The organism is Chitinophaga ginsengisegetis (genome assembly GCF_900168065.1).
GTDB classification, from domain to species: domain Bacteria; phylum Bacteroidota; class Bacteroidia; order Chitinophagales; family Chitinophagaceae; genus Chitinophaga; species Chitinophaga ginsengisegetis.
Window position 1 is genome coordinate 3161488 of sequence record NZ_FUZZ01000001.1, and the last position, 12894, is coordinate 3174381.

7 protein-coding genes are annotated in these 12894 nt (G+C 46.4%); 3 read left to right on the plus strand and 4 right to left on the minus strand.

Annotated elements, in window-relative coordinates; translation table 11 throughout:
* Positions 1 to 2 precede the first annotated feature (2 nt).
* The 4 genes from B5Z18_RS12515 to B5Z18_RS12530 form a co-directional block, all read right to left on the minus strand.
* On the minus strand, positions 3 to 719 hold the full coding sequence (locus B5Z18_RS12515) for a GNAT family N-acetyltransferase (protein ID WP_159454286.1): 717 nt from the start codon (positions 717 to 719) through the stop codon (positions 3 to 5).
* A gap of 95 nt (positions 720 to 814) precedes the next feature.
* A complete protein-coding gene (locus tag B5Z18_RS12520; RefSeq protein ID WP_079469672.1) occupies positions 815 to 3097 on the minus strand; it encodes a GH92 family glycosyl hydrolase in 2283 nt (760 codons plus the stop codon).
* A 231-nt stretch (positions 3098 to 3328) separates the two neighbouring features.
* The gene (locus B5Z18_RS12525; protein ID WP_079469673.1) at positions 3329 to 5623 is read right to left on the minus strand and encodes a GH92 family glycosyl hydrolase; all 2295 of its coding nucleotides are present in this window, start codon (positions 5621 to 5623) and stop codon (positions 3329 to 3331) included.
* A 223-nt stretch (positions 5624 to 5846) separates the two neighbouring features.
* Complete coding sequence (locus tag B5Z18_RS12530) at positions 5847 to 6863, minus strand: LacI family DNA-binding transcriptional regulator (protein ID WP_079469674.1); 1017 nt, start codon at positions 6861 to 6863, stop codon at positions 5847 to 5849.
* Positions 6864 to 7138: 275 nt separating this feature from the next.
* On the opposite strand from B5Z18_RS12530, the gene B5Z18_RS12535 reads away from it, so the two are divergent.
* The 3 genes from B5Z18_RS12535 to uvrA all read left to right on the plus strand — a co-directional run bounded on the left by B5Z18_RS12535 (position 7139) and on the right by uvrA (position 12877).
* Positions 7139 to 8212: a fatty acid desaturase family protein gene (locus B5Z18_RS12535; RefSeq protein WP_079469675.1), complete on the plus strand. Its 1074-nt coding sequence runs from the start codon at positions 7139 to 7141 to the stop codon at positions 8210 to 8212.
* Positions 8213 to 8474: 262 nt separating this feature from the next.
* Positions 8475 to 9737 (plus strand): beta-ketoacyl-ACP synthase II, encoded by a 1263-nt coding sequence (fabF, locus tag B5Z18_RS12540; RefSeq protein WP_079469676.1) that lies wholly within the window; start codon positions 8475 to 8477, stop codon positions 9735 to 9737.
* A 260-nt stretch (positions 9738 to 9997) separates the two neighbouring features.
* A complete protein-coding gene (gene uvrA / locus B5Z18_RS12545; RefSeq protein ID WP_079469677.1) occupies positions 9998 to 12877 on the plus strand; it encodes an excinuclease ABC subunit UvrA in 2880 nt (959 codons plus the stop codon).
* Positions 12878 to 12894 lie beyond the last annotated feature (17 nt).

The following is a 12894-nucleotide window of genomic DNA, read 5'->3' on the forward strand; positions in this document are numbered from 1 at the left end:
ATTCACTTATGTACAGCATAATTCCTGATGGTAAACTGCTCTCCAAACCCCATGTCCAGGTAAATACCTTTTCCCATTTGCGACGCCTGTAATGTGGCATAGCCCGCATTCAATGCTATAGATTCATTTAATACAAAAGCCATAATTTCATTGGCAAATCCTTTTCTTCTCGCCGCCGGAACCACGCCTACTCCGTGTATGCCGGCAATACCATCCTGAAGATGCAGGATAGCAGTACCGACCGGCTGCCCGTCCAGTAAAGCAAGGTAATAACGGAGACAGCTATACGTAGCCTCCAGGATTTTCTGATCAATACTGTATCCAAATGCCTGTGGATAAATTCCCGCCCATAACGCTGCATCAGCAGGGGTATTCACCACCCGGAACAACAGCCTGTTCTCAGTGTGGAATGGCCGTTCCAGTTTTAACGACATCCCTGCCTGTTCAGAACCTTTTACCCCTCCATGCGCGATAATAATTTCTTCCCCGGTAGTATTCCAATAAGGAATTACCATTTTGCCGGAAGGAATACTATCCAGTGCAGTTCGCATTACTTCTTCTGTAATATCTCCGTTAAACCATAATTTATTGGGCCATTCAAAGCCGGGCACACTGCACCAGCTGAAAGCAGGCCCTTCTACACAGGCGTTGAAAGGCGTACTGGCCGTACGCCACACATCAACCAGGTTGTTGATATTTGCTTTAACAATAGGATCCATTTTGTTATTTATTACAACCAAGATAGGAATATGCCGGCATAAAAAAGGCTGCTTCCGTAATCGGAAACAGCCAGTTGTCTGATTGGGCATTCTTGTTATTTCTTTGGTTTGGCGCTCATATAAAAAGTGATGGTGCCGCCATTCATAATATCTGCATGTGTGATATACAACCGGTTCAATGGCGCACCATTGAGCAGTACCTTTTGCACATACACATTTTTATCGCTTTGATTTTTTACATCCACCACAAAGGTTTTACCGTTTTCCAGCTGCAGCGTTGCCTTATCAATAGCCGGACTGCCCAGCGAATACTGGTCGGAACCAGGACAAACCGGGTAAAAGCCCAGCGTGGTGAAAATGTACCAGGCACTCATTTGTCCGCAGTCGTCGTTACCACCAAGACCATCAGGACCTGGGCGGTACATCTTTTTCAGGATCATGCGTACACGTTCCTGCGTTTTCCACGGATAGCCGGTCCAGTTATACAGGTAGGCCACATGATGCGAAGGCTCGTTACCATGCACGTAGTTACCGATAATACCATCGCGGGTGATATCTTCTGTTTCAGCAAAAAATTTATCGGGCAATTCCATAGTAAACAGTGAATCGAGGTGAGTGGTAAATTGTTTCTTACCGCCCATCATGGCAATCATTTCATCGGGATAATGAGGCACGTATAAACTATAGTTCCAGGCATTCCCTTCAATAAAGCCCTGGTCGTGTGTTTGCAGCGCATCAAAGTTAGCCTTGAAAGTACCGTCATTCAGTTTGGGACGCATGAAACCGGTATTGGAATCGTATACATTCTTATAGTTCAGCGAACGTTTAATAAACTCCTCATAGAGATCTGTTCTTCCCAACTTCTTTGCCACCTGTGCAATGCACCAGTCGTCATATGCATATTCAAGTGTTTTCGAAACAGAGGAACCATTTTTATCTTCCGGTATATAGCCCCTGTCGATGTAGTATTCCAGCCCATCGTAGGTGCGGTGCCGTGCAGTGGTTACGCACGCATCCAGTGCTTTGTTTACATCAAAGGGCGTATTGCCTTTCATGATGGCATCCGCAATAACGGATACGCTGTGATAGCCGATCATGCACCAGTTTTCATTGGCATAGTGCGACCAGATAGGCAGCATATGTTGTGCGCTTTGTTCGTAGTGGTTCAGCATCGACTGGATCATATCAGCGTTGCGTTTCGGCTGGATCACATTAAACAGCGGGTGCAATGCGCGGTAAGTATCCCAGAGGGAGAAAGTAGTATAATTCGTATATCCGTTGGCGGTATGAATGTTCATATCCAGTCCGCGGTAGGCTCCGTCCACATCCATGTAGGTAGTTGGATTAATGAACGCGTGGTACATGGCGGTGTAGAAGTTTTCCTTCTCTTCGCGGCTTTTTGATTCAATGTGAATTTTGTTCAGCTCTTTAGTCCACAGTGCCTGTCCGTCGCGTTTTACCTGGTCGAAATCCCAACCCGGAATTTCTGCGCGCAGGTTTTTCAGGGCGCCTTCGGTGCTCACCGGCGATAAGGCAAATTTAATTTTGATCTTTTCGCCGGGTGCTGTTTTAAAATCGAAATAAGCACGGATCTGTTTGCCTGCCATTTCGGGGAAGTTCTTCGACTGGTCAAACTTTCTCCAGAAGCCTTTGTACACGTCTTTCGCATAGTTCTGATGCCCGTATTGTACAAATGGTTTGGAGAAGGTCATTGCAAAATATTCTATTCTCGTACGTGCCCAACCGTTAGTTTGGCGAAACCCGGTGATCAGGGTATCATTTTCTACCCGGATGAAGGTCCACACGTTTTTATTGTCGTAGTTGTAAATGCCGGACATCATATCAAGAATGATGTGCGCCTGGTCTGTACCGGGAAAAGTATACTGGTGAAATCCCACGCGGTTGGAGGCGGTGAGTTCTGCGAGGATGTTATCATCTTCCAGTTTCACTTTATAATAAGCGGGTTCCGCTACTTCAGTGCTATGGGAAAATGTGGATCTGTAGCCACTTTCAGGATGATCTGCCGTACCGGGATTTAATTGCAGGGCGCCTACGGTAGGCATGATTAAAAAATCGCCCAGATCGGAGTGGCCGGTACCGCTGAAGTGGGTATGGCTGAAGCCAACGATCGTTTTATCTTCATACTGGTAACCCGCGCAATACTTATATACATCGGGGTTATACTTCCCGTTCATTTCATAAGGAATAGTATCGGTTTCAGGACTAAGCTGCACCATACCAAAAGGTACGGTGGCGCCGGGATAGGTGTGTCCCATCCGTTGTGTGCCGGTAATCGGCTTCACATATTGTATTACGTTTTCCTGTGCCATTGCGCACAGGGACGGAAAGAAGAGTAAAGGTAAAAGTAGTTTTCTCATGGCGGCTGATTTTATTGGATGTTGTCTTACTCAGGATTAAACTGATTAAACTGATTTCGCTGATATCTTTTAAATCTTTTTATAGAATTTTTAAAAATCTTTTAAAATCAAAAGAAAAATATCAGTTTAATCCTGAGTAAGACAACCTCCGCGTAAGAAATTTGATACATCCCGAAGAGTCGGGATGAAATATTTCAGTGAACAATGAAAATCGTTTACAGGTAATATGTGTTATTTATTCGCTGTTGCTGAAAAGGAATATGGATAAGCCGCAGGCTCGGTTCCTCTTGATTTCTCAGGAGTAGCGCCCATTTTGAATTCCAGGGTACCGCCTTTCTGCAGGTCCTGGTGGCTGATCCAGTTCTTTGAATAAGGCTGTCCGTTTAAGGATGCCTTTTGCACATACAGGTTCGTGTCGCTGTTGCCCGGCGCGTTGATCACCATTTTCTTACCATCTTCGAAAGTCATGGTGAGTTTGGAGAAGAGTGGTGTACCCAGTACATATTGTTGGGTACCCGGACAAACAGGATAGAAGCCCATTGCAGAGAACACGTACCAGGCGCTGGTTTGACCGTTGTCTTCATCGCCACAATATCCATCCGGAGTGGCTTTGTACAAACGGCTCATTACCTGGCGGATCCAGTATTGTGTTTTCCAGGGCTGGTCTGCATAGTTATACAGATAGATCATGTGCTGAATGGGCTGGTTGCCGTGAGCATACTGTCCCATGTTCATGATCTGCATTTCGCGTATTTCGTGGATAACGGTGCCGTAATAGCTTTCATCAAATACCGGTGGCATGTTGAAAACAGAATCCAGCATCTTGGCAAACATGTCGCGGCCACCCATCAGTTTGGCCAACCCTTGTACATCATGGAATACAGACCAGGTATAGTGCCAGCTGTTTCCTTCTGTAAAGGCGTCGCCCCATTTGAATGGATTGAATGGTGTCTGGAATTTACCATCCTTGTTTTTTCCACGCATCAGTTTTGTTTCCGGATCAAAGAGATTGCGGTAGTTCTGGGAGCGTTTTTCAAAAAGATCGATTTCGCTTTTCGGACGGTTCAGTGCTTTTGCCAGCTGGTAAATGGTGAAGTCGTCGTATGCGTATTCCAGGGTACGCGCGGCGTTTTCATTTACTTCCACATCGTAAGGCACATAGCCGAGCGTGTTGTAATACTTAACACCCAGGCGGCCTACAGAGCTGAGCGGACCTTCGTTTTCCGTATTCTTCAGAATAGCTTTATAGAGGTTATTGATATCATATCCGCGGATACCTTTTAAATAGGCGTCGGCGATCAGTGATGCGGAGTTGGAACCTACCATACAGTCGCGGTGACCGGGGCTTGCCCACTCAGGTAACCAGCCGCTTTCATTGTAAGCGTTGGATAATCCTTCCATGATATGCGAGCTGAGTGTAGGATACATCAGGGTGAAGAAAGGATGTACCGCGCGGAAGGTATCCCAGAACCCGTTATCGGTGAACATGTAGCCTGGTAATACCTGGCCATTGAACGGGCTGTAGTGTACTATTTCGTTCTTTGCATTGATTTCATAGAACTTGCGCGGGAAGAGCATGGTGCGGTACAGGGAAGAGTAGAAGGTACTTACCTGGTCGCTGGTACCGCCTTCTATGGCCAGTCTGCCGAGTTCTTTATTCCAGCTGTCCTTTGCTTTCTTACACGTAGCGTCAAAGTTGTCCTGGCCAATTTCGCGTTGCAGGTTTAATTCTGCCTGTTCAAAGCTGATAAAAGAGGAGGCGGTTTTAATGCCTACCTTTTCGCCTTTCTTTGTTTTAAAACCAACCACGGCGCCGGTATGATCTGCCTGCAGTTCCAGCTGACCTTTCACCAGTACAGAGTCGTGCCAGATATCGGCTACGGTAAATGGTTTATCAAATTTGATAACAAAGTAGTTTTTGAAGTTGGATGGTACGCCGCCACTGTTTTTGGTGGTATACCCGATAATCTTCTTTTCGTCCGGTAATATTTTAATATAGGAACCTTTATCGAATGCGTCTACCACTATAAAAGCGCTGTCGGTGGCCGGGTAGGTAAACCGCAGCTGGGCGGCTCTTTCCGTGGGCGTAATTTCTGTGGTAACGTCCGGATCGGCGAGGTATACGCTGTAATAATATGGTTTGGCTACTTCTGATTTATGAGAAAACCAGCTGGCGCGTTTGTTCTGGTCAAACTTCACGGTACCGGTAACGGGCATAATGGCAAACTGGCCATAGTCGTTGATCCACGGTGAAGGTTGGTGCGTTTGCTTGAATCCCCTGATTTTATCAGCGGTGTATTGATACGCCCAGCCATTCCCCATCGTATTGGTTTGTGGCATCCAGAAGTTCATACCCCAGGGCAGGGCAATGGCAGGATAGGTGTTCCCGTTTGATAAGCTCACTTTGGAATCAGTGCCCATCAGGGTATTTACCCATTCCGCCGGCTCAGCAACTTTATTTACCGTTTGGCTGTGTGCACCATGCAGGCATAATAAAGCGGCTGCTAACAGTCCAACTTTTTTCATGAATTAGATATTATATACAACAAAAATGATCCTTTTGGTCAATGTCACACTCCGGGGTGTGAAGATACCGTGAAATTTTTACAAAATCGATTTAGCACAGGCATAGAAAAAAAAGATTCAGCGAATCCTTTCCTCTTAAACTACAATAGCCAATTCTAAAAGTATAAATATTTTTCCAGCATTTGCAAGTATTTAACGCTTTTTTTACAAGTGGTAGCGGTGTTTAAGCCGATCCCCTCAGGATAAACTTTCCGGGTAATTCCACTGCCGTTTTTTTCATGGGTCCGCTGTTTTTATCCAGCTGATGCATAAGCAGGTCTATGGCTGTTTTGGCGATACCTTCTATTGGTTGCTCTATCACAGATATACCGGGAGGATATAAACGGAAGATGTCGTGATCATCGAAACACAGTACGGCGATATCGTCGGGCATCTTCAATCCCATCCTGGCAATCACTTCCAGCCCCAGGATGCCCAGGTAGTTGGTAGAGAAAAAGATGGCATCCAGTTCAGGATTGGCTTCTATGAAAGCCTGCAGCTCATTCAGAGAGTCTTCCCGCTGCCGGTGGTATTGCAGCTGCAGGATGTATTTTTTCTTTACGGGGATCTTATGCTCCTTCAGTGCGGTGGTATAGCCCCGCAGGCGTTCTTCTATCTGTATCAGCTTCACATCTACCATCACAAAACCTATTTTGGTAAAGCCCTTGCTGATCAGGTGTTTCATCCCCTGCTGCACACCGTCGAAGTTATTGATCAGTACATAGGGCGTTTTGATAGACGGGAAATAGCTGTCCATCAGCACTACCGGCTTATGCTGCTGTACCAGTTGCTGGATTTCCTTCTCCATACCCGGTGCCGGTGTAATCAGGTAACCGTCTACCATTTGCCGGCCAAGCATACGTATTAACTCCCCGCCTTTCTGGGCATTGTTTTCAGTGCTGCAATACACTACATTATATCCTTTGCGCTCTGCTTCCGTTTCAATTGTTTTGGCAAGACTGGCAAAAAAACTTCCGGAAATACTTTCCACGATCAGGCCCAGGGTTTTGGATTGCCCGGTACGGAGATTAACCGCCATACGGTGAGGCTCGTATCCCGATTTTTCCGCCACCTGCATAATCCTGGTGGCCACTTCGTCGCGGATACGCATTTGCTTTCCCTTTCCGTTTAAAACGAAAGAGACCGTGGAAGGCGCTACTCCGGCCATTTTTGCAACATCCTTAAGGGTTAATCGCTTCATGTATAGTGATTGGTTTTGGCATATATGAAAATGGAATTACCTGAACATTTCCACACATCCACATATTTTTATTACATATTACAGGGTATGTTCCCCTCTGACAGATACGCATCGAAACGGAAATTACAAAAATACCTGTAATTACTACCAGAGAAGAAAAAAATGGTTATCTTCAGTTACCCTATACGGCATAATATATCTTCCGGGGGAGCGTTATAATAATTCACCGGCTCCAGGCCAACATTATTACAACTGTAGTAAAATACACTGAGCATATGAAGCAACTTTCTCAACTTACTGACCCAGTTTACGTAAAGCCAACACATGAAACTGCACTTGACCGTCTTTTTAAAAGCTGGATCAGGGATGAGCGTGACCTTCCCTTTGTGTACCTGACACTAAAAATTACTTTCACTCTCTGGCCGCTGGCTATACTCATGTATATTCCCGGATTAAACAACTGGGTTTGGTGGGGCGCTGCTATTGCTTACCAGTTCCTGAATAACGTTACCTTCAAAGGGCCTTTTGGCCTGATGCTCCACTGTACCAGTCACCGTGTATTTTTTGAAAAGAAGTACCAGTTCTGGAATAATTACCTGCCCTGGGCGATCGGTCCCTTATTCGGACAAACACCGGAATCATACTATTCCCATCATATCGGTATGCATCATCCGGAAAACAATATGCCGGACGACGACAGCTGCACAATGATATACCAGCGCGATTCCTTCCGCGGATTCCTCGCATACCTCGGAAACTTTGTTACGCTGGGAGTATATGACACCGCCCGCTATCATCTCCGTAAAAAAAGAAATAAGTTAATGGTAAAACTCGTAAGGGGTGAAGTGCTTTTCATTGCCGCCTGCGTAGGATTATCCTTTATTAACTTCCCTGCCACCTTCGTGGTATTTATATTGCCCTTCCTCATTTCCCGCGTAATTATGATGGTAGGTAACTGGGCCCAGCATGCATTTATTGATCCGGAAGAGCCGGAAAATTCTTACAAAAACAGCATCACCTGCATCAATACAAAATATAATCACAAGTGCTGGAACGATGGCTATCATATCAGTCACCACGTAAAACCCAGCATGCACTGGACAGAGCATCCTGTATACTTCACCAAAACACTGGGCGAATATATCAGCAATGACGCCATTGTATTTGATGGCATCCATTTCCTGCACGTATGGGCCTTCCTGATGGGCAAACGTTACGACCTGCTGGCCAAACACTTTGTAAATATCGGCGACCGCTTCCAGACAGATGCTGAAGTCATCTGCTTCCTGAAACAGCGTACCCGGAAAATTACCACCCTGCCGGTACCGGCAGTAGTAGCTGCTGCCTGATAATATATTACCGTTTATTTGCGGAGAGTTTCCTTTTACGAGGTTACAATTTCCTTGCATTCGCACATTTTTAAGATAAAAATGTCCGGAAAAAAGTAAGGAGACTGTCAGATCCTGCGCGCTCATACGTATAAAACCGCATCCACACCGGCTTTCATCGTAAATTCCAAAAAGTTATATTATATTATCTTAATGAATATGCTTAATCATAACAATAAGTAACTAAATTTGCGCTCTAACTTTTTTTATTAAAGTAAAAAATATGCGTACTGTTACACTGAAAAGGGTTGTGGTTACCGGCTTGGGAGCATTAACACCTATCGGGAATGATGTAAATACTTTTTGGAACAATATGAAGGCAGGCGTTAGTGGCGCCGGCCCCATCACTAAATTTGACACCACAGAGTTTAAAACAAAATTCGCCTGTGAAGTCAAAGGTTTTGATGTGGAAAAATATATGGAAAAGAAGGAAGCCCGTAAAATGGATTGCTTCACCCAGTACGCTATGGCGGCTGCACAGGAAGCAGTACAGGATGCCGGTCTCGATAGTGCCAACATCGACAAAACTAAAATTGGTGTAATCTGGGCATCCGGCAATGGCGGAATGCTTACGTTCGAAGAACAGATCGTTGAATTTACACAGGCCAACTTTGTCCCTAAATTCAACCCTTTCTTTATTCCTAAATTGATATGTGATATTGCAGCAGGCCAGATAGCTATGAAATATGGTTTCATGGGCATCAACTTCTGTACAGTTTCTGCATGCGCTTCCTCTACCAGCGCCCTGGTAGATGCTTTCAACTACATCCGTCTCGGTAAAGCCAACGCAATTGTGGCAGGTGGTTCTGAAGCTCCTGTAACCCGCGCCGGTATTGCAGGATTCAATGCCCTCAAAGCATTATCTACCCGCAACGAAGATGCAGCACATGCTTCCCGCCCGTTCGATATAGAACGTGATGGGTTTGTAATGGGTGAAGGCGCAGGCGCTATCATCCTGGAAGAATATGAACACGCTATCGCCAGAGGTGCTACCATCTACGGAGAAATGATTGGCGGCGCCATGACCTGCGATGCCTACCACCTCACGGCTACCCACCCTGAAGGTATGGGCGCACGCTTAGGTATGGAACAGGCCCTGGAAGATGCCGAGATTGCCACTACCGATGTGGACTATATCAACTCACACACCACTTCCACTCCAGTAGGAGATCTCAGCGAATTAAAAGCCATTGTTGCCGCGTTTGGTGACCATGTGCAAAAACTCAATATCAGCGCTACCAAATCCATGACAGGTCACCTGCTCGGAGCTGCCGGCGCTATTGAAGCCATCGCTTGTATCAAAGCTACACAGGAAGATATCGTTCCTCCCACCATCAATACTTCCGTATTGGGAGAAGGAATCCCTACCAACCTGAACCTCACTCTCGGTAAGGCACAGCAGCGTACTGTAAATGTAGCCATGAGCAATACCTTCGGTTTTGGTGGTCATAATGCGATTGTAATATTTAAAAAATATAAAGCCTAAGCGAAAAGAATCGCCTTCGGCGATTGTATTTCCAGGATTAGACATGACTGTTCCGGGGAGATAGAAGCGAATCCGCTTTTATCTCCCCGGATTATTTATATCAAATGGTGGATAAATCAGCGTAATCACGATTAATCCCAAAATCCTGCTCCAGGACAATTTACCAGCGCCGAAGGCGCTTCTTCCCTCACTTCGCTAAAATTCTTAGCAATACAAAACCGAAAATTCGCAATTATGCCGTAGCTTAGTAGTTTAATATTATGGCAAAGAAAAAAGAGAATGTACCCGATACTTCCGTGGCGCAAGCCCCGGCAGATGAACAAATAGCCATTTTTGGCGCCCGGGAGCATAACCTGAAAAACCTGGATCTGCAGTTGCCCAAAAATAAACTGGTAGTGATCACCGGCATCAGCGGCAGTGGTAAATCATCACTGGCATTTGATACCATCTATGCAGAAGGACAACGCCGTTACATGGAAAGCTTTTCCGCTTATGCCCGCCAGTTTATCGGCGATATGGAAAGGCCCGATGTGGATAAAATCACCGGACTTTCTCCCGTTATTTCTATAGAACAGAAAACGACCAATAAAAATCCACGGTCTACTGTTGGTACCATCACGGAGATCTACGATTTCCTCCGCCTGCTCTACGCACGCGCCGGAACCGCCTACTCCTACAATACCAACAAACCCATGACCCGCTTCTCAGAAGAGGAAATACTGGCGCATCTTTTCAAACATTATAAGAACAAAAAGCTGGCTATCCTCGCCCCGCTTGTACGCGGACGAAAAGGCCACTACCGGGAACTGTTTGAACAGGTACGCAAACAAGGCTACCTCAAAGTGCGGATCGACGGGGAAATAGAAGACCTGAAAGAAAGAATGCAGGTGGACCGCTACAAGATCCACGACATCGAACTTGTGATAGACCGTATCCAGGTGCAGGAAGATGCCCGCACCCGGATCAGCCAGAGCGTACAAAAAGCGCTCACGATGGGAAAAGGATTGCTGTTTATTATGGACCACGACACCAATAAAGTGAGCCAGTACAGTAAGCAACTGATGTGCGAGGAAACCGGGCTTTCCTACGAAGAGCCCAGTCCAAACACCTTCTCCTTTAACTCCCCCTACGGCGCCTGCCCGCGCTGTAAAGGTCTTGGCACTATCTACCAGATAGATATGGACGAAGTAATCCCTGATTACAACATCTCCATCACCGACGGCGGACTAAAACCATTGGGCGAAGCACGTGATACCTTTACCTTTAAACAGGTACAACAACTCGCCAAAAAGTATAAATTTTCCTTAACAGCCCCTATTTCCAACATCCCGCAAAAAGCCCTCAACGTATTGTTGTTTGGTGATGAAAACGGCAAACTGGAAGTAGACCTGGAATTTGGAGAAAGCAACGGCAGCACCGAATACGCCACTGAATACGAAGGAGTAGTAAATATGGTTCGCCGTTATTTCAACGACACCTCCTCCGATCATGTACGCAGCTGGGCAGAAGGCTTCATGAAACTGAGCACCTGCCCCGAATGTAACGGCGCCCGCCTCAAAAAGGAAAGCCTGTTTTTCAAGATCGATGAAAAAAATATATCTGAACTCGGTAACATGGACCTGGATAAGCTCCTCGCCTGGTTTGGAAATATTGAAACCCGTCTTGAGAAAAAACAAAATGCCATCGCCAAGGATATTCTGAAAGAAATCCGCGAAAGACTTGGGTTCCTGCTGAACGTAGGATTAAACTACCTCACCCTGAACCGTCCTACCCGGAGCCTCAGTGGTGGCGAATCACAGCGTATCCGCCTCGCCACGCAGATAGGATCCCAGCTCATGGGCATCACCTATATTTTGGATGAACCCAGTATTGGTTTACATCAGCGCGATAACATGCAGTTGATAGATGCCCTCCGCAACCTGAAAGACATGGGCAATACCGTCATTGTAGTGGAACACGACAAAGACATCATGCTCCACGCCGATCACCTGGTAGACATCGGCCCCGGCGCAGGTGTGCATGGCGGCCAGATCATTGCACAGGGCACACCCAAACAAATCCTTAAACTCAATACCCCCACCGCCGGATACCTGAATGGCAATACCTCCCCGGAAATACCCGAACAACGCCGCAAAGGCAACGGTAATTTCCTGGAACTGAAAGGCGCGTCCGGCAACAACCTGAAGAATGTAAACCTGAAACTACCCCTCGGCACTTTCATTTGTGTTACCGGTGTTTCCGGCAGCGGTAAATCTACCCTGATCAATGAAACGCTGTATCCCATTCTTTCCAAACATGCGTACGACTCCAAGATGGTTCCCATGCCCTACAAAAGCATCAAGGGACTGGAGTTTATTGATAAAGTGATTGAAATTGACCAATCGCCCATCGGCCGCACCCCACGCAGCAATCCCGCTACGTACTGCGGATTTTTCACCGACATCAGAACCCTCTTTGCTTCCGTACCGGAGGCCAAGATCAGGGGATATAATGCCGGCCGTTTTTCATTTAATGTAAAAACCGGTCGCTGCGACGTTTGTGAAGGCGGCGGCATGCGCGTGATCGAAATGAATTTCCTGCCGGATGTATACGTGCATTGCGAAAAATGTAACGGCCGCCGGTATAACCGCGAAACGCTGGAAATACGCTACAAAGGCAAGTCCATTTCCGATGTGCTGGACATGACGGTAGATGAAGCCGTGGAATTTTTCCAGCCGGTACCGTGGATCTACCGCAAAATAAAAACACTGCAGGACGTTGGACTGGGATACATTACCCTCGGACAATCTGCTGTAACCCTCTCCGGAGGAGAGGCCCAGCGGGTAAAACTGGCCACCGAACTTTCCAAGAAAGATACCGGCAAAACCATCTATATCCTCGATGAACCAACAACGGGGCTGCATTTCCAGGATATACAGCTGCTACTAAAAGTGCTGTACAAACTGGTAGACAGAGGCAACACCGTACTGGTCATTGAACATAACCTGGACGTTATTAAAATGGCTGACTACATTGTAGACCTGGGGCCGGAAGGCGGCGGCGGCGGCGGTACCATTTTATGTACCGGCACTCCCGAACAGGTAAGTACCTGCAAAGAAAGTCATACCGCCAGATTCCTCAAAAAGGAGCTGGGAATTTAATATCTTGCCAACTGTAA

Coding starts and splice junctions, on each gene's coding strand:
- B5Z18_RS12520 (WP_079469672.1), bottom strand. CDS start 3,097: ATGAGAAAACTACTTTTACCTTTACTCTTCTTTCCGTCCCTGTGCGCA.
- uvrA (WP_079469677.1), top strand. CDS start 9,998: ATGGCAAAGAAAAAAGAGAATGTACCCGATACTTCCGTGGCGCAAGCC.
- fabF (WP_079469676.1), top strand. CDS start 8,475: ATGCGTACTGTTACACTGAAAAGGGTTGTGGTTACCGGCTTGGGAGCA.
- B5Z18_RS12525 (WP_079469673.1), bottom strand. CDS start 5,623: ATGAAAAAAGTTGGACTGTTAGCAGCCGCTTTATTATGCCTGCATGGT.
- B5Z18_RS12530 (WP_079469674.1), bottom strand. CDS start 6,863: ATGAAGCGATTAACCCTTAAGGATGTTGCAAAAATGGCCGGAGTAGCG.
- B5Z18_RS12515 (WP_159454286.1), bottom strand. CDS start 719: ATGGATCCTATTGTTAAAGCAAATATCAACAACCTGGTTGATGTGTGG.
- B5Z18_RS12535 (WP_079469675.1), top strand. CDS start 7,139: ATGAAGCAACTTTCTCAACTTACTGACCCAGTTTACGTAAAGCCAACA.